This is a genomic window from Aeromicrobium sp. Leaf350, from assembly GCF_916858655.1.
Classification (GTDB): Bacteria; Actinomycetota; Actinomycetes; order Propionibacteriales; family Nocardioidaceae; genus Aeromicrobium.
On sequence record NZ_CAKASL010000002.1, the window covers coordinates 303,763 to 321,030 of the forward strand.

The 17,268-nt window shown below is 69.7% G+C and carries 17 protein-coding genes; 8 read left to right on the forward strand and 9 right to left on the reverse strand.

The genetic code is table 11. The features are described from left to right. Positions 1 to 147 precede the first annotated feature (147 nt). A complete protein-coding gene (locus LO931_RS10395) occupies positions 148 to 1,032 on the forward strand; it encodes a site-specific integrase (RefSeq protein WP_229053525.1) in 885 nt (294 codons plus the stop codon). 88 nt (positions 1,033 to 1,120) lie between these two features. Here LO931_RS10395 and glnA read toward each other — a convergent pair whose 3' ends face one another. Next, complete coding sequence (glnA, locus tag LO931_RS10400) at positions 1,121 to 2,542, reverse strand: type I glutamate--ammonia ligase (protein WP_229053526.1); 1,422 nt, start codon at positions 2,540 to 2,542, stop codon at positions 1,121 to 1,123. Positions 2,543 to 2,729: 187 nt separating this feature from the next. Between glnA and LO931_RS10405 the strand changes: the two genes are divergently transcribed. Next, entirely contained in the window at positions 2,730 to 3,104 is a 375-nt protein-coding gene (locus LO931_RS10405) for an RDD family protein (protein WP_229053527.1), read from the forward strand. A 17-nt stretch (positions 3,105 to 3,121) separates the two neighbouring features. Here LO931_RS10405 and LO931_RS10410 read toward each other — a convergent pair whose 3' ends face one another. The 3 genes from LO931_RS10410 to lipA all read right to left on the reverse strand — a co-directional run bounded on the left by LO931_RS10410 (position 3,122) and on the right by lipA (position 5,208). Further along, the gene (locus LO931_RS10410; RefSeq protein ID WP_229053528.1) at positions 3,122 to 3,481 is read right to left on the reverse strand and encodes a hypothetical protein; all 360 of its coding nucleotides are present in this window, start codon (positions 3,479 to 3,481) and stop codon (positions 3,122 to 3,124) included. A gap of 2 nt (positions 3,482 to 3,483) precedes the next feature. Continuing rightward, positions 3,484 to 4,191, reverse strand: coding sequence for a DUF4191 domain-containing protein (locus LO931_RS10415; protein WP_229053529.1), 708 nt, complete (start codon positions 4,189 to 4,191; stop codon positions 3,484 to 3,486). 108 nt (positions 4,192 to 4,299) lie between these two features. Next, the gene (gene lipA / locus LO931_RS10420) at positions 4,300 to 5,208 is read right to left on the reverse strand and encodes a lipoyl synthase (RefSeq protein ID WP_304523516.1); all 909 of its coding nucleotides are present in this window, start codon (positions 5,206 to 5,208) and stop codon (positions 4,300 to 4,302) included. Between the two features lie 90 nt (positions 5,209 to 5,298). Between lipA and LO931_RS10425 the strand changes: the two genes are divergently transcribed. The 4 genes from LO931_RS10425 (at position 5,299) to LO931_RS10440 (ending at position 9,436) form a co-directional block, all read left to right on the forward strand. After that, positions 5,299 to 6,552 carry a sensor histidine kinase gene (locus LO931_RS10425; protein WP_229053531.1) on the forward strand — a complete coding sequence of 418 codons (1,254 nt, stop codon included), beginning with the start codon at positions 5,299 to 5,301 and terminating at the stop codon, positions 6,550 to 6,552. 24 nt (positions 6,553 to 6,576) lie between these two features. Then, on the forward strand, positions 6,577 to 7,215 hold the full coding sequence (locus tag LO931_RS10430; RefSeq protein WP_229053532.1) for a response regulator transcription factor: 639 nt from the start codon (positions 6,577 to 6,579) through the stop codon (positions 7,213 to 7,215). 155 nt (positions 7,216 to 7,370) lie between these two features. Beyond that, on the forward strand, positions 7,371 to 8,249 hold the full coding sequence (locus LO931_RS10435; RefSeq protein ID WP_229053533.1) for an ABC transporter ATP-binding protein: 879 nt from the start codon (positions 7,371 to 7,373) through the stop codon (positions 8,247 to 8,249). Next, positions 8,246 to 9,436 (forward strand): ABC transporter permease, encoded by a 1,191-nt coding sequence (locus tag LO931_RS10440; RefSeq protein ID WP_229053534.1) that lies wholly within the window; start codon positions 8,246 to 8,248, stop codon positions 9,434 to 9,436. Before LO931_RS10435 ends, LO931_RS10440 begins: the two co-directional genes overlap by 4 nt. A 7-nt stretch (positions 9,437 to 9,443) precedes the next feature. On the opposite strand, the gene lipB is transcribed toward LO931_RS10440, so the two are convergent. Then, a complete protein-coding gene (gene lipB / locus LO931_RS10445; RefSeq protein WP_229053535.1) occupies positions 9,444 to 10,160 on the reverse strand; it encodes a lipoyl(octanoyl) transferase LipB in 717 nt (238 codons plus the stop codon). Positions 10,161 to 10,237: 77 nt separating this feature from the next. Here lipB and LO931_RS10450 point away from each other — a divergent pair, with 77 nt between their 5' ends. Continuing rightward, a complete protein-coding gene (locus tag LO931_RS10450) occupies positions 10,238 to 10,675 on the forward strand; it encodes a hypothetical protein (protein ID WP_229053536.1) in 438 nt (145 codons plus the stop codon). Between the two features lie 6 nt (positions 10,676 to 10,681). Here LO931_RS10450 and LO931_RS10455 read toward each other — a convergent pair whose 3' ends face one another. The 3 genes from LO931_RS10455 to lpdA are packed head-to-tail and all read right to left on the reverse strand — an operon-like array spanning position 10,682 to position 14,841. Continuing rightward, positions 10,682 to 11,584 (reverse strand): TIGR01777 family oxidoreductase, encoded by a 903-nt coding sequence (locus LO931_RS10455; protein ID WP_229053537.1) that lies wholly within the window; start codon positions 11,582 to 11,584, stop codon positions 10,682 to 10,684. A gap of 3 nt (positions 11,585 to 11,587) precedes the next feature. After that, positions 11,588 to 13,414 (reverse strand): 2-oxoglutarate dehydrogenase, E2 component, dihydrolipoamide succinyltransferase, encoded by a 1,827-nt coding sequence (gene sucB, locus LO931_RS10460; protein WP_229053538.1) that lies wholly within the window; start codon positions 13,412 to 13,414, stop codon positions 11,588 to 11,590. A 20-nt stretch (positions 13,415 to 13,434) separates the two neighbouring features. Beyond that, positions 13,435 to 14,841, reverse strand: a complete 1,407-nt coding sequence (gene lpdA / locus LO931_RS10465) for a dihydrolipoyl dehydrogenase (RefSeq protein ID WP_229053539.1) — start codon at positions 14,839 to 14,841, stop codon at positions 13,435 to 13,437. Positions 14,842 to 15,045: 204 nt separating this feature from the next. Here lpdA and LO931_RS10470 point away from each other — a divergent pair, with 204 nt between their 5' ends. Further along, a complete protein-coding gene (locus LO931_RS10470; RefSeq protein WP_229053540.1) occupies positions 15,046 to 15,567 on the forward strand; it encodes a hypothetical protein in 522 nt (173 codons plus the stop codon). A 200-nt stretch (positions 15,568 to 15,767) separates the two neighbouring features. Here LO931_RS10470 and LO931_RS10475 read toward each other — a convergent pair whose 3' ends face one another. Beyond that, complete coding sequence (locus LO931_RS10475; RefSeq protein ID WP_229053541.1) at positions 15,768 to 17,267, reverse strand: leucyl aminopeptidase; 1,500 nt, start codon at positions 17,265 to 17,267, stop codon at positions 15,768 to 15,770. Position 17,268: the final 1 nt, after the last annotated feature.

A 17,268-nucleotide genomic window follows, 5' to 3' on the forward strand; every position in this document is an offset into this window, starting at 1 on the left:
TATGTGGATCGCAATCGAGGCCGCATCCCGTTCGGTGAGTATGCGTCGGCATGGCTTCGGAGACAGCTTTTCAGTGAGACCTCACGCGCCGCTGTGGAGATGCGTTTTCGAGTGCATGTGCTCCCGACGTGGGCGGACGTTCCGCTCGTGAACATCCGCCCGGTCGACGTTCAGGATTGGCTCATCACGCTCAGCCGCACGCTCTCGCCCGGCTATGTCCGGTTGATCTTCGTCAACTTCGGAGCCGCTCTTGCGGCTGCCGTGGAAGAAGGACTTCTCGATTCGAATCCGGTGCGATCGCGGCTGGTGAAGCTCCCAAAGTCCCAGCCTCGGCAAGTTCAGCCGTGGGAAGCCGCGCGCGTCGAGGCGGTTCTCGATCAGCTTCCGGCCGAAGTCCGCGCGCTTGGTGTCGTTGCTGCCACGTGTGGACTTCGCCAGGGGGAGTGTTTCGGGCTGAGGCGGCAGGACGTCGACTTTGACCGTGCCGAGATTCGAGTACATCAACAGATCACGCTCCAAGCGGGACTGCCTCTCCCGGCGCTGCCGAAGTACCAAAGGACGCGGATCGTCCCAGCGACGACGTGGGTTCTCGAGGAGCTCGCCGCTCATCTGGATCGACAGGAGCCGCTCGAGGGAGCCCTCTCAACCGGGCCGTCCCTCGGTGGTCTGCTGTTCTACAGCCGGCATCGGAAACCGCTGAACAAGAACTACTTCAACACCCACGTGTGGCGTCCAGCCCTGGATGCTGCCGGCGTCCCGAGGGGCCGAGCTAACGGAATGCACGCACTCCGGCACACCTGCGCATCGATGTGGCTCGAAGGGGGAGTGAGCATCAAAGCTGTCTCCGAGTACCTCGGCCACGCGGATCCGGGGTTTACGCTTCGGGTCTACACCCATGTCATGCCCTCGTCCGGTGACCGGGCGCGCATGGCGATGGAAGCGGCATTCGGCCAGGGCCGGAGGCCCGCCGAAGCCGCTCCCATCGCTGGCGCACCGTCGGCGCACGAGACCACGGCAAGTGGTGGTCGATGATGGAAAACGATGGACAGCCCAAATGTCTGCCATTGCAGCAAGAAGCCCCACCACAGCGTATGTGGCAGGGCTTCTCGCTACTGACGACTCAGATGTCGTAGTACAGCTCGAACTCGTGCGGGTGCGGCCGCAGCTGCACGGGGAGGATCTCCTCGGTGCGCTTGTAGTCGATCCACGTCTCGATCAGGTCGGGGGTGAAGACACCGCCAGCCGTCAGGAACTCGTGGTCCTGCTCGAGGTTGTCGAGCACCGCGTTGAGCGAGGTCGGGACCATGTCGATGGCCTCGTACTCCTCGGCGGGGAGCTCGTAGATGTTCTTGTCGATCGGGGCGGCGGGCTCGATCTTGTTCTTGATGCCGTCCAGACCGGCGAGCAGCAGCGCCGAGAACGCCAGGTACGGGTTGCTCGACGGGTCGGGGCAGCGGAACTCGATGCGCTTGGCCTTCGGGTTCGAGCCGGTGATCGGGATGCGCACACAGGCCGAACGGTTGCGGGCCGAGTACACGAGCGCGATCGGGGCCTCGAAGCCCGGCACCAGACGGTGGTACGAGTTGACCGAGGGGTTCGTGAACGCCAGCAGGCTCGGGGCGTGCTTCAGGATGCCGCCGATGTAGTAGCGCGCCAGGTCCGAGAGTCCGCCGTAGCCGGCCTCGTCGTAGAACAGCGGCTCGCCGTTGTTCCAGATCGACTGGTGCACGTGCATGCCCGAGCCGTTGTCGCCGAAGAGCGGCTTCGGCATGAAGGTGACCGTCTTGTCGTTCGCCCACGCGGTGTTGCGCACGAGGTACTTGAACTTCATGACGTCGTCGGCCGCCTTGAGCAGCGTGTCGAACTTGTAGTTGATCTCCGCCTGGCCGGCCGTGCCGACCTCGTGGTGACCACGCTCGAGCACGAGGCCCGCGTTCGAGAGGTTGGTCATCATGTCGTTGCGCAGGTCGGCCGTCTGGTCGGTCGGCGCGACGGGGAAGTAGCCGCCCTTGTAGCGGACCTTGTAGCCACGGTTGTCGTCGATCTCGTTGCCGGTCGACCAGGCAGCCTCGGCCGACTGGATCTCGTAGAACGACTTGTTCGCGCTGGTGCCGTAGCTGACGCGGTCGAAGATGTAGAACTCGGCCTCAGGGGCGAAGAACGCCGTGTCGCCGATGCCGGTGGTGGCCAGGTAGGCCTCCGCCTTGCGGGCCACGTTGCGGGGATCGCGCGAGTAGGCCTCGCCCGTGATCGGGTCGTGGACGAAGAACTCCATCGCCAGCGTCTTGCGGCGCTTGAAGGGATCGAGGTACGCCGTGCCGAAGTCCGGGAACAGCACCATGTCGGACTGGTCGATGCTCTGGAAGCCACGGATCGACGAGCCGTCGAAGGCCACGCCGTTCTCTGCGGCGTCGGCGTCGAACGTCCACGCCGGCAGGGTGACCTGCTGCTGGATGCCGGGAAGATCGGTGAAGCGGACGTCGAGGTACTCGACACCCTCGTCCTTGACGAACTTGAAGAACTCGTCGGCATTGCCGAACATTGGGCCTCCTCGGCCGCTCCCGCGGCTCAGGTAGTCGGGTTTCACGTGCCAGGAGCGCGGAGCCCCTGCCTGATGACGAATGTAGGCAGAAGCAGTTTCCCGACCGTCAACGATTTGTTTCGGCCAAGTTACATGTGACCGTCCGGCCCCGCCCGACCGGCTGCGCGCGCCTCGCTAGGCTTCCGACGTGGACGACAGAGAAGCCTCCCTCGGCCGGCGACTGCTGGCGCTGCTGATCGACTGGATCGTCGCCGCCCTCGCCGCGTCCCTGTTCACCGGGGTCAGCTACCCCCCGGCCGACATCGCCGAGAACGTCATCATCACGGCGTTCTTCTTCGGACAGATCACGATCCTGACCGGACTGCTGGGCTTCTCGATCGGCAAGCGGCTCGTCGGGCTGCGCATCGAGAACCGCGACGGACGCCCCATCGGCCTCCCGCGCGCGGCGCTCCGCACGGCGCTGCTGTGCCTCGTGCTGCCGGCCATTCTCATGACCAACGAGAAGCGCGGGCTGCACGACCTCGCCGCGGGATCGCGGGTCGTGCGGGTGCCGAAGGGCTGAGCCAGCCCCCGTCCAGGTCAGCCCTCGTCCAGCGGGTTCCGCTCGACGGCGACCGAGCGTCCCTGCTCGTCGAAGCAGAAGCGGGCCGTGCCTCGGTACTGCTCGTCGTCGTCCTTGCTCAGGTCCAGCGTCCGCGCGTATCGGCACTGGTTCACGTCCCTGGCGGCGAGACCGCCCTCGTCCACGAACGTGCTCTCCAGGTCCTCGGACACGATGGCACCCGCGTCCTCGACGTCCTTGATGGTGAGGTCGTCCTGCGAGATGAGGTCCACGTAGCTCTGTGAGGTCATCTCGCCGGGCTCGAGCTCGGACGCGGTGCCACCACAGGCGGCGAGGGCGACGATGACGGCGGCGAGCACCATCACCCGACGGATCACGGTCAGCCGCGCATCATCTTGCGCGCCGCCTTCATCGAGGTCGGCACGGGGCCACGCGGCATGGGCGCGGCGGGGCGCATCGCGTCGAGCGCCTTGAGCTTGTTGATGATCGAGGTCTGCTCGGCGGGCTTGAGGTTCTTCTTCATCTTCTGCAGATGACGGTTCAGCTTGGGGAGCGGGATCTGCCCCTCCTCGCGACCGACGACGACCTCGAGCACGGGCACCTCGTCGCCGAGGATGCGCTGGTGCTTGCGACGCTCGGAGGCCAGCAGCGACTTCACGCGGTTGGAGTTGCCCTCACCCACGAGCACGACGCCGGGCTTGCCGATGACGCGGTGCACGATGTCCTGGTTCTTCGTGAACGCGACGACCGGCTTGACGTTCCAGCCGCGACGCAGCATCTGCAGCGCGCTGGCGGCGGCGCCCGGCTGTCCCTCGACCTGCGCGTACGCGGCCCGCTCTGCGCGACGGCCGAAGACGATCAGGGCGGCGAGCGTGCCCGACAGGAGGCCGAACACGACGGCCAGGACGATGCTCAGCACGCCGTTGCTGATGAACAGGATGCTCGCGGTCGCCATCAGGCCACCGACGACGAGGAACCACAGCAGCAGGATCAGCCCGATGTTGGGGTCGGAGGCCTTGGTGATGCGGTAGGCCTGACGCATCTGGGCGATACGACCAGTGGCCGGGGCGGGATTACCTGCAGACATGAGGTCAGTCTAGGTGGTGGCCCAGACAGCGCTCAGTGCGGCCGCAGATGGAGGTTTCGAGGCTCGCGCCGCGGGCGGCACTCGCACCTCAACCACCGGGGGTGGCGGTCAGGCGCGGGCGGCCTCGCGGGCCTCGATGGCCTGCTGGTAGAGGCGGCCGGCGCGGTACGACGAGCGGACCAGGGGGCCGGACATGACGCCGGCGAAGCCGATGTCGGTGGCCTCCTGCGAGAGCTCGACGAACTCCTCGGGCTTGACCCACCGCTCGACGGGGTGGTGGCGCTTGGAGGGGCGCAGGTACTGGGTGATGGTGATGAGGTCGCAGCCGGCGTCGTGGAGGTCCTGGAGGGCCTCGGAGACCTCTTCGCGGGTCTCGCCCATGCCGAGGATCAGGTTGCTCTTGGTGACCAGGCCGAAGTCGCGGGCCTGGGTGATGACGTCGAGCGAGCGCTCGTAGCGGAACGCCGGGCGGATGCGTTTGAAGATGCGCGGCACCGTCTCGAGGTTGTGGGCCAGGACCTCGGGGCGCGACTCGAAGACCTCGGTGAGCAGCTCGGGGATGCCGTTGAAGTCGGGGATCAGGTTCTCAACACCGGTCTCAGGGTTGAGCTCGTGGATCTTGCGGACCGTCTCGGCGTACAGCCACGCGCCACCGTCGGGCAGGTCGTCGCGGGCGACGCCGGTGATGGTCGAGTACCGCAGCTGCATCTTCTGCACGCTCTCGGCCACACGGCGCGGCTCGTCACGATCCAGGGCCGAGGGCTTGCCGGTGTCGATCTGGCAGAAGTCGCACCGGCGCGTGCACTGCTCGCCGCCGATGAGGAACGTGGCCTCGCGGTCTTCCCAGCACTCGTAGATGTTGGGGCAACCGGCTTCCTGACAGACCGTGTGAAGACCTTCGCCCTTCACCAGCCCCATGAGCTCGGAGTACTCAGGACCCATCTTGGCGCGGGTCTTGATCCACTCGGGCTTCTTCTCGATCGGGGTCTCCGCGTTGCGGACCTCGAGTCGCAGCATCTTGCGTCCGTCAGGTGCGATGGTCACGCGCTCAACTGTACGCCTGCACTCCAGCCGCGGGACGTCGGCCGGAACCCGTAGTCTCGGATCGTGACCTGGCTGACACGCGACTGGCAGCGGCCCCTGCCGACACCCCGTCAGCTGCGCAACGACCTCGTCGTGGGCGTCGTCCTCACGCTGCTCTCGATCCTCTCGCTGTCGGTGTATCGCAGCGCCGCGGGCTCCGCTTCGCCGGAGCACGGCAACGAGGCCTACCTCTGGTTCGCCGCTGGGGGAGCGCTGCTCGCGTTCCGGCGCCGGTTCCCCCTCGCGGTGATGGTCAGCGGCGCCGTCATCTTCGCCGTGGTGGGCATCCGGTTCAGCGACCTGACGGGCAACATCACCGTGCAGATGACGCTGTTCGCCTCGATCTACGCCGCCTGGGCCTGGTCACGCCACTCGCGCGCGCTGCACGTCACGACGGTGCTGGTCGTGGTCGGGATGTTCGCCTGGATCGCCTGGGACTACTCGCGCGCCGACATGCTGCCCGGCGGCGAGGGGGTCTCGTTCCTATCGCGCAACGCCGCGATCATCGTCTACGGCACCGCCATCAACATCCTCTACTTCTTCGGCGCCATCGCCTGGGGCCAGGCCGCCTGGATGAGCGCGCGTCGCCGCGGCCTGCTCGAGGCCCAGTTCGAGCGTGAGCGAGGGCGACAGCTGGCCGAGCGTCGTCAGGCCGTGCAGGCCGAGCGCGTGCGCATCGCCCGCGACCTCCACGACGTCGTGGCGCACCACGTCAGCGGCATGGGCATCCAGGCCACCGGCGCGCGCCGCGTGCTCGAGCGCGACCCCGCCCGCGCGGCCGACGCGCTCGAGACCATCGAGTCCGCCTCGCGCCAGGCCGTCGCGCAGATGCACCAGCTCGTGGGGCTGCTGCGCGAGGGCGACGAGGACTCCTCCCGCGAGCCGCAGCCCGGCCTGTGCGACATCCTCACGCTGGCCGAGCCGCACGGCACGCCCCGCGTCGAGGTCGAGCTCGTGGGCGATCGACGCGACATCGACGCGACGATCTCGCTCAACCTGTTCCGCGTGGCCCAGGAGGCCGTCACCAATGCCCGGCGGCACGCCCGCGCCAAGCGCGTCCTCGTGACGCTGCGGTACCTCGACGACTCCGTCGAGGTCGAGGTCGTCGACGACGGAATCGGTGCGAGCGACGCCCCGACGTCCACCTCCGAGCACGGCGGCTTCGGCCTGGCGGGCATCCGCGAGCGAGCCGCGATGTTGAGCGGGCAGCTCGAGATCGGCAACCGACCCCACGGCGGCTACCGGGTGCGCGTGCGCGCGCCCCGCGAGACGGCCTGAGCACCACCACATGAGGGAGACACGATGACGACGGTCCTGCTGGTCGACGACCAGGACCTCATCCGCAAGGGCTTCACGATGATCCTCGGCGTCGAGGACGACATCGACGTCATCGGTGAGGCCAGCGACGGTGCCGACGCGGTCGCGAAGGTCGAGGCCCTCCAGCCCGACGTCGTGCTGATGGACGTGCAGATGCCCGGGGTCGACGGCATCGAGGCCACGCGTCGCGTCGTCGAGGCCCACCCCGACACGAAGGTCGTCATCCTCACGACCTTCGACGACGACCAGTACCTGTTCGACGCGCTCGACGCCGGCGCCAGCGGGTTCCTGCTCAAGAACTGCCCGGCCGACGACCTGATCAGCGCCATCCGCCTGGCCGCGGGCGGGCACTCGCTGCTGGCTCCCGAGGTCACCGAGCGCGTCATCGCGCGATCAGCGCGCGGCAGCGTCACCGCCGACCCGCGCATCGACGAGCTCACCGAGCGGGAGCGCGACGTGCTCGTCGCCATGGCGAAGGGCATGAGCAACGCCGAGATCGCACAGGAGCTGTTCGTCAGCCCCGCCACGGTCAAGTCCCACGTCTCGCACGTGCTCGCCAAGCTCGACGCGCGTGACCGCGTGCAGGCCGTCATCACGGCCTACCGCGCCGGCCTGATGCAGTAGACACCGGCGAAGCCGGTCGCGGTCGGCCGACCCTGGCGGCAACCATCGGTGGGTTCCCTCCGTCGAAAGGATGAGGCAGCTCGGCGGCACGGGTGACGTCACGAACCGCTCTCGCGGCCGATGTGGCACGGCGCCGTTCCTCCTAGGTTGGAACCATGATCGACGTCACCTCCCTCAGCCGTCAGTTCGGCGACCACCTCGCCGTCGACGACGTGAGCTTCAGTGTCCGACCCGGCCGCATGACCGGTTTCGTCGGCGCCAACGGCGCTGGCAAGACCACCACCATGCGGATGATCATGGGTGTCCTCGCGCCCAGCGGTGGGGAGGTGCTCTGGAACGGGGAACCCATCACGGCCGACACGCGCCGCACCTTCGGCTACATGCCCGAGGAGCGCGGGCTGTACCCGCGGATGAAGATCCGCGAGCAGCTCGTCTACTTCGCGCGGCTGCACGGCTTCAATCGCACCGATGCCACGGCGCGCGCCGATGACCTGCTGGAGCACTTCGGCATCATCGACCGCGCCGACGACCTGCTCGACGATCTCTCGTTGGGCAACCAGCAGCGCATCCAGATCGCCGCGGCCCTGATCCACCAGCCGTCCGCCCTCGTGCTCGACGAGCCGTTCAGCGGCCTCGACCCGCTCGCGGTCGACGCGATGGTCGACCTGCTGCGCCGCGAGGCCAAGGACCTCCCGCTGCTCTTCTCGAGCCACCAGCTCGACCTCGTCGAGCGCCTCTGCGACGACCTCGTGATCCTGTCCGGCGGCAAGCTCGTCGCCTACGGAGCCGTCGACGAGCTGCGCGGCCAGGGCGCCGACCGCTACCGCGTGGTGATGGACGGCAGCGACGCCGCCTGGCTGCGTGACCTGCGCGGCATCACCGTGCGTGACGTCGACGGCAGCACCGCCCTCGTCGACCTCGACGGCATCTCGCCGACCGAGCTCACCCGCGCAGCCGTCGAGCGCGGCCCCATCGTCGAGATCAGCCGAGCCCGCCAGCCCCTGTCCGAGATCTTCCGGGAGGTCATCCGATGAGCACCACGACACCTGTCCGCGGCGCCTGGCGCCTTGTCGCCGAGCGCGAGATCACGACCCGCGTCCGCGAGAAGTCCTTCCTGATCGGCGTGGCCGTCACGGTCGTGATCGTCGCCGGCGCCGTCGTGGCCGCGTCACTCCTGTCGGGCCGCGCGAGCACCGAGCAGATCGGCGTGGTCGGGCCCGAGGCCTCCGCGATCGTCCAGACCGCTGACGGCGGAGCGATCGCCGAGAACGACAACACCTCGTTCGAGCCGACCGAGTACAACTCTGTCGGCGAGGCCGAGCGGGCCGTGGAGACCGAGAAGGTCGATGCCGCCCTCGTGCCCGACGACGACGGTGGTTACCGCATCATCGGCCTGACCTCGGTCGACAGCGTGACCGAGCAGGCGATCACCGCAGCCGTGTCGCAGACCGTGCTGCAGAACAACGCGTCGGCGCAGGACATCGACCTCGAGGAGCTGAGCGCCGGCACGACGACCACCACGAGCGTCCTCGAGCCCGCGCCGGAGAACGACGGCGCACGCACGGCCATCGCCACCGTCATGGTCGTGCTGTTCCTGCTGACCGTCATGATCTTCGGCCTGCAGATCGCGCAGAGCGTCACCTCGGAGAAGGAGAGCCGGGTCGTCGAGATCCTCGCCGCGGCCGTGCCGATCCGGGCCCTGCTCTGGGGCAAGATCGCCGGCAACACGGTGCTCGCGCTGTCCCAGGTGCTGCTGGTCGTGGTCGCCGGCGTCGGTGCGGGCATCGCGATGGGGGAGACCGCGTTCATCGGGGACGTGGGCTGGTCGCTCGTGTGGTTCCTGGTGCTGTTCCTGCTGGGCTTCATCGCGATGGCGACCCTCTGGGCCGTGGCCGGCTCGCTCGCGGCCCGGGTGCAGGACATCAACTCCACGACCCTGCCCATCCAGGGGCTCCTGTTCCTGCCGTACTTCGCGGTGTTCGCGGGTAACGACTCCATCACCGAGGTGTTCTCGATGCTGCCGATCTCGGCCACGATGGTCATGCCGATGCGGCTCGCGACGGAGACCGTGCCCGTGTGGCAGCTGGGCGTCGCGATCGGCGGCACGATCGTCGCCGCGATCCTGCTGGTCAAGCTGGGCGTGCGGATCTACGAGCGCTCGCTCCTGCGGACCGGCAACAAGCTCGGCTACCGCGAGGCGCTGAGCCTCTCGGCCGACTGAGTCCGAGTCAGACCCGGCGCGTGAGCACGGGCACCGCGAGGTGCTCGTGCTCACGGTCCACGTCGGGGCTCGAGACGTACGGCTCCCAGCGGAGCAGCTCGACCAGGTGCGGACGCACTGCGGCGGCCGCCTCGGCCACCGTGACGTCGCGCCCCAGCTCGGCCGACAGAGTCGTGACGCCGGCGTCGGCGATGCCGCACGGCACGAAGCGGTCGTACCAGCCGAGGTCGACGTTCGCGTTCAGGCTGAAGCCGTGCATCGTGATGCCGCGGGAGACGCGGATGCCGATCGCGGCGACCTTGCGCTCCTGGCGGCCGCGAGTGGCGGCGAGCCAGACGCCCGAGCGACCCTCGACCCGACCGGCAGTCACGCCGAGGTCGGCGACCGCGCGGATCAGCGCCTCCTCGACGCGGCGCACGTAGTCGACGACGAGCACGTGCGACGGCAGCTTGGTGATGGGGTAGCCGACGAGCTGGCCCGGACCGTGGAAGGTGATCTTCCCGCCGCGGTCGACGTCGATGACGGGGGTGCCGTCCTGCGGTCGCTCGAACGGCTCGGTGCGACGGCCCGCCGTGTAGGTCGGCGGGTGCTCCAGGAAGAGGGCCGTGTCGCCGATCTCGTCCGCCGCGCGCTGGTCGAGCAGCGCACGCTGCAGGTCCCACGCCTCTTGGTAGTCGAGGGCGTTCTCACCGAACCAGTCGTCGCGCACCAGCAGCTCGCTCACGTCGTCCAGCGTACGCTTGCCACCCTGCCTGTGGATGGGCGCTTGGTCGTGGCTGCGTCGCGGCCCACCCTCGGGGGATGGATCCCTGGGGCCTCACCGCCGTCGCCTACCTGTTGTCGCTGCTCGGGGCTGCGTCGGGCGGGCCGGAGTGCCTCGCGCTGGCCGGGCTCGACCTGCAGCGCAGCCAGGCGATCAGCTCCGTGTCGCCGGAGGGCCTGGCCGAGCTGTTCGTCGACGACGCCGCGGCCGCTCCGGACCTCGCGGCTCTGCGGCAGTGGAGCGACCGCGGGATGGTCCTGGAGTCGGCGATGCTCGTCGTCGGCTCGTGCACCGTGGCCGCCGGCGATGCCGGGCAGGTGGTGCTGGAGGTGGTCGACCGCCTCGCGCCGACCCGCGCGGTCGACACGTTCGGCGGCCTCACCGACCTTCCTCAGGACGACTGGTCACGGCGCTCCGTCGTGCTCCACCACGTCGACGGACGCTGGCGCTACGCCGGTGGGACCTTGGGGGGTTGAGGCCGGTCAGTCCTTCAGGCCGAGCCTGAGCGTCGACCCGATGTCGGGTGCCTCGAACGTGAAGCCCGACTGCGAGAGGGCGAGCGGCTCCAGGCGCAACGAGCCGAGCAGCTCGTCCGACAAGCCGCCGAGGGCGAGCTTCAGGACGGGAGCCGGAGCCTTGAGGAACGCCTTGGCGTCGACCGCCTCGGCGAGCGCCGCCGTGAACTGCCGGTTGGTGACCGGGTCGGCCGTCGCCATGTTGACCGGTCCGGAGGCGGTGCCCTCCGCGAGGTGGACCACGGCGCGCACCCAGTCGACGCGCGAGATGTACGACATGTACTGGTCGCCCGAGCCCAGCACCGCTCCGCCGTAGCGACGGAACGGGATGGCCATCAGTTTCAGCGCGCCACCGGACTCGTCGAGCACGAGCGAGGTGCGCAGGAGGCACACGCGCGCGCCTGCCTCGACGGCCGGGGCGGTGGCGGCCTCCCACTGCTGCGAGACCGACGCCAGGAAGCCGTCGCCGGCCGAGCCCGACTCCGGCAGCAGCGTGTCGCCACGGTCGGCGCCGTAGTACGACATGCCGGAGGCCGAGAGCAGGGCGGCGGGCCGCTTGGAGCGGGCCACCGCGCGAGCCAGGGTGGACGTCGCCGCCAGGCGTGACCGCAGGATCTCCTCGCGGTACTTCGCCGTGCGCGGCCACCGCTGGATCGGCGCGCCGCTGAGGTTGACGACGACGTCGGCGTCGTCGATCAGCCGCTGGTCGAGGTCGGACCCGTAGGGGTCCCAGTGAGACGCGTCCGCGTCGTGCGCCGTGCCGCGGACGAGCCGCGTGACTGCATGTCCGCGGTCACGCAGCTCGTCGACGAGCGGGCCGCCGAGGAACCCGGAAGCCCCTCCGACGACGATCCGCAGCGCGTCAGCCATGGGTCAGGACCCGAGCTCGGCCTCGAACTGGCCGCCCTGGAGGCGCTGCTTGACCGCCTGCAGGAAGCGACCCGCGTCGGCGCCGTCGATGATGCGGTGGTCGTACGTCAGCGCGAGGTAGGCCATGCTGCGCACCGAGATGCTGTCGTTACCCTGCTCGTCGGTGGTGACGACCGGACGCTTGACGACCGCACCGACACCCAGGATCGCGACCTGCGGCTGGTTGATGATCGGCGTGTCGAACAGGGCCCCGTTGCTGCCGAGGTTCGTGATCGAGAACGTGCCACCGGACAGCTCGTCGGGCTTGATCTTGTTGGTGCGCGTGCGATCCGCGACGTCCGCGATCTTGCGGGCCAGGCCCGCGATCGACAGGTCGCCGGCGTCGCGGATGGTCGGCGCCAGCAGACCCCGCTCGGTGTCGACCGCGATCGACAGGTGCTCGCCGTCGGGGTACGTGACCGTGCCGGCCTCGACGTCCAGCGCCGCGTTGAGCTGCGGGTACGCCTTGAGTGCCTCGACGGCGGCCTTGGCGAAGAACGGCAGGAACGTGAGCTTGACGCCCTCGCGCTCCTGGAACGCGTTCTTGTGCTTGGTGCGCAGACGGGCGACCTCGGTGACGTCGACCTCGTGCACCTGCGTCAGCTGCGCCGAGACCTGGAGCGACTCGACCATGCGCGAGGCGATGACCTTGCGCAGGCGCGAGAGGTTCTCGGTCTTGCCGCGGAGCGCGGACGGCTCGGGGGCCTGCGCCTTGGCGGCCGGTGCTGCGGCGGCGGGCTTGTCCTCCGCGGCGGGCGCGGAGGCCTTGGACTTCTCGGCAGCCTCCAGGACGTCGGCCTTGCGGATGCGGCCTCCGACGCCGGAACCCGTGACCCCGGAGAGGTCGACGCCGTGCTCCTTGGCGAGCTTGCGGACGATCGGCGTGACGTAGCCCTCGCCCTCGTTGCTGGAGGAGCTCGTGCTCGACGACTCGGCCTTGGCGGGCTCCGGCTCGGGCTCAGGCGCCTTCTCCTCGGCCTTCGGCTCCGGCTCAGGCTCGGGCTCGGGGGCCTTCTCCTCCGCCTTCGGCTCGGGCTCCTTCTCGGGCTCCGGCTCGGGGGCCTTCTCCTCGGCCTTCGGCTCGGCGGGCTTGGCGTCGCCCGAGCCGATGATGGCCAGCTCGGCGCCGACCTCGACGGTCTCGTCCTCGGCGACCTTGATCTCGAGCAGGGTGCCGGCGACGGGGGAGGGGATCTCGGTGTCGACCTTGTCGGTGGAGATCTCGAGCAGGGGCTCGTCGACCTCGACGGTGTCGCCGACCTCCTTGAGCCACTGGGTGACGGTTCCCTCGGTGACGCTCTCGCCCAGCGCGGGCAGGGTGACCGAGGTGCCCTCGGTGTCACCGGAGGCGGGCTTCGTCTCGGCCTGGGGGGCCTCGGCCGGCTCGTCCGCCTCGTTGGCGGGTGCCGCGGCCTCGGGCTCGTCGGTCGCGTCCTCGGTGGGCTTCTCGACCGCCGCGTCCTCGGTCTCCTCGGGCTCAGCCTCTTCCTGGGCGGGAGCCTCGTCCTCGGCGGCGGGCTCCTCGGAGGGGGCGTCGTCGCTGCCGGACTCGTCGGCGTCGCCGATGATCGCGAGAATCGCGCCGACCTCGACGGTGTCGTCCTCAGCGGCCTTGATCTCGAGCAGGGTGCCGGCGACGGGGGAGGGGATCTCGGTGTCGACCTTGTCGGTGGAGATCTCGAGCAGGGGCTCGTCGACCTCGACGGTGTCGCCGACCTCCTTGAGCCACTGGGTGACGGTTCCCTCGGTGACGCTCTCGCCAAGTGCGGGCAGGGTGACTTCGGTGGCCATGATGTGTTCCTTCTGCCGGCTCAGGCGTGGGAGTGGAGGGGCTTGCCGGCCAGAGCCAGTGCGGCCTCGCCGAGGGACTCGTTCTGGGTGGGGTGCGCGTGGATGAACTGCGCGACGTCCTCGGGGTACGCCTCCCAGTTCACGATGAGCGACGCCTCGCCGACCTGCTCGCCGAGACGCGTGCCGATCATGTGCACACCGACGATCGGACCATCCTTCTCGCGGACGAGCTTGACGCTGCCGGCGGTCTGGAGGATCTGCGACTTGCCGTTGCCACCGAGGTTGTACTCGACGATCTCGACGTTGTCGTCGCCGAACTTCTCCTTGGCCTGCGGCTCGGTGATGCCCACGGAGGCAATCTCCGGCTCGCAGTAGGTGACGCGCGGGATGCCGGAGTCGATGACGGGCTGCGGGTTCAGGCCCGCGATCTCCTCGGCGACGAAGATGCCGTGCGCGAAGCCGCGGTGGGCCAGCTGCAGGCCGGGAACCAGGTCGCCGACGGCGAAGACGCCCTTGACGTTGGTGGCGAGACGCTCGTCGGTGGGGACCCAGCCTCGGTCGACCGTGACGCCGGCCTCCTCGTAGCCCATGCCCTCGCTGCGCGGGCCACGGCCCACGGCGACGAGCACCAGGTCGGTCTCGATCGTGTCGCCGTTCTCCAGCGTCACGGTGGCACCGTTGTCGGTCTGCTCGACGCCCTTGAACTTCACGCCGGTCTTGAAGGCGATCTTGCGCTTGCGGAACGCGCGCTCGAGCTGCTTGCTCAGCGACGGGTCCTCCAGCGGCACGAGGGTCTTGAGGCCCTCGATGATCGTGACGTCGGCGCCGAACGACTTCCAGACGCTCGCGAACTCGACGCCGATGACGGAGCCGCCGATGATGACGACCCGCTCGGGGACCTCGGTCATCGTGAGGGCCTCGTCGGAGGTGACGATGCGGCCACCGATCTCGAGCCCCAGGGTGCGGGCGGTGGAGCCGGTCGCGAGGATCACGTTCTTGCCCGTGTAGGACTCGCCGTTGACCTCGACCGTGCCGCCGCCGTCGGGGTTGGTGGCGGTGAGCTTGCCCTCGCCCTCGACGACCGTGAGGCCCTTGGACGACTTCAGGAGGCCCTGCAGGCCCTTGTAGAGGCGCTCGACGACGCCGTCCTTGAACGCGTTGACGCCCTTCATGTCGATGCCCTCGAAGGAGGACTGCACACCGAAGGTCTCGCCCTCGCGGGCCGCGTCGGCGACCTCCGCGGAGTGCAGCAGCGCCTTGGTCGGGATGCAGCCGTTGTGCAGGCAGGTGCCGCCCAGCTTGCCCTTCTCGACCAGGGCCACCGTCAGCCCCAGCTGCGTGGCGCGCAGCGCAGCGGCGTACCCGCCACTCCCGCCGCCCAGGATCACGATGTCGTAGGTGCCAGGGCCGTTCGGGGCGTCCGCCACGATGTCCTCCGTTGAAGCGTCGTCGTCGAGTGGTGATCACTCACCTGACAGCCATCTTTGCACTCCGTCGGTGACGTCGCGCGAGGGGGCTGGAGGCCTCTCGCACCTACTCCGGAGTCACTTCTCGACCGCCCGTCCGGCACACTGTCTGCCATGGGTTGGTGGAGCAGGCGCAGAGCCTCGCGTACGGCATCGGGTGCTGCTGTGTCGGACCGTGACGCAAGTCGCGCGGACCTCGACCACCTCCGGGAGTTCGCACGCTCGCGCTCCGGCGTCGAGGCGTTCGTCGAGCCGGCGACCTCGGTCACGCAGATCACGGTCGTGCTCGTCGCGAGCGACGGCGAGTGGACGCGGCGGCGCATCCCGTCGGCGAAGGCCGCCGCCGACCTGGCGCGCAAGCTCGAGATCCCCGTCTACGACACCAACCGCGTGGGCTACCCGCAGCGCATGCGCGACTTCGACCAGCGCCAGCGGCAGAACCCGACGGCGCGTGCCACGGTGAACCCGTCGCCCGCTCCCGACCTGACGCCGCAGGAGAAGGCCGCCGTCATGACCCTCGAGGTCATCGCCGGGGTCGACCCCCTGGCCGACGACGCCTCGAGGGACGAGCTCGTGCACCTCTGGCGCCAGGCCCGCTCGAAGGCCCACCCCGATCGTCGTGGCGGCAAGCGCGACGCGTGGGACAAGGTCGAGAGCGCTGCCCGCGCGCTGGGGCTCGACAGCTAGGTCCTGCGTTCCCCGACCGCCCTGCGCGGCGGGCGACAAGCGGCATGGACGACCCAGCCGGGTCCGGCCCACCGTCCGGTGACCGCCGATGATGCATCGGGGTTGCCAGGGGCGCCCGAATGCATCATCTCCGGTCCCGGCCCCGCCGGGTAGTCCGTGTCCGCTTGTCGTGAGCGACCCGGAGCGGCCGGATCAGACGCTCAGCCCACCAGGTCCCGCGCGAGCTGGACGAGGGTGCGGACGGCGACGCCCGTGCCGCCGTTGGGGATCTCGCCGTAGGGAGCGCCGTCGTTGAACGACGGGCCCGCGATGTCGAGGTGGGCCCACGGAGTGTCGCCGACGAACTCGCGCAGGAAGGCCGCGGCGAACAGCGTGCCGCCGTACGGCTTCGGGTTGTGCTGGCGCAGGTCGGCGATCTTCGACGTCTTGACCGCCGCGCCGATCTCGGCCGGGATCGGGAGCGGCCACATCGGCTCGCCCGCGGTGCCGGCGGCCGAGGCGAGGCGCTCGATCGTGGCGTCGTCGCTGCCGAGGATGCCGCTGGTGCGCTCACCGAGCGCGACGACGCAGGCGCCCGTCAGCGTGGCGACGTCGACCACGAGGTCGGGCGTGCCCTCGGTCGCGAGAGCGAGACCGTCGCCCAGGACCAGGCGTCCCTCCGCGTCGGTGTTGAGCACCTCGACCGTCGCGCCGCTGCGCATCGTGAGGACGTCGCCCGGACGGGTGGCCGTGCCACTGGGCATGTTCTCGGCCAGGCACGCGTACGCCGTGACCTTGATCGGCAGCCCGAGCCTTGCGATCGCGAGGGTCGCGGTGACGACCGCGGCGGCGCCGGCCATGTCGATCTTCATCGTCGACATGCCGGGACCGGACTTGATCGAGAGTCCGCCGGAGTCGAAGGTGATGCCCTTGCCGACGAGCGCGAGGTGCTGCTTCGCCCCGCGCGGGGCGTAGGTCAGCGTGACGAGGCGGGGCGGGGTCTCGGAGCCGCGGCCGACGGCGAGGATGCCGCCGCAACGCTCCTTCGCGAGACGCTTCTCGTCCCAGACGTCGACCTTGACCGCGGTCCCCGCGACGCTCGCCGAGAGCTCGGCGATGGAGTCGGCGAACGTGGGCGGACGGAGGTCGCCCGGGGGCGTGTTGACCCAGTCGCGAGCCTGCGCGACGGCCTCGGTCACGACGGCCGCGTCCTCGACCGCGTGCGTCGCGGCCGACTGACGCGCGAACGAGCTGAGCACGACGTGCTCGGCCGGGACGGGAGCGGGGGAGTCGGGGGACGGGGTCTGGTAGGCCGTGTAGCGGTAGCGACCCAGGCGCACGCCTTCGGCCACGGCCACGGTCTCCTCGATGCTCGCCGGGTGCAGCGCGACCGCGACGGAGCCCTTCGGGGCGCGTCGCACGCCGCGAGCCGCGGCGGCACGCAGGTCGGCCGCGGTGGGCTCGGCGGGCAGCGCGACGGCCACGACGACCTTCGCGGCGACGGCGTCGCCGGCGGGGAACACCACGACCTCGTCGTCCTTGCCGGCGAAGCCGAGCAGGTCGAGCGCCTCGGAGACGCCCTCGCGGTCACCGGTGTCGGCCCCGTCGCCGCGGATGCCGAGGACGAGCACGTCGGCCTTCGCGGTGAGCGGTTGGGCCGTGCTCAGCGAGACGCCGGGCAGGTCGGTGCGGGCAGTGCTGTTCTGGGGAGCGGCAGCCATG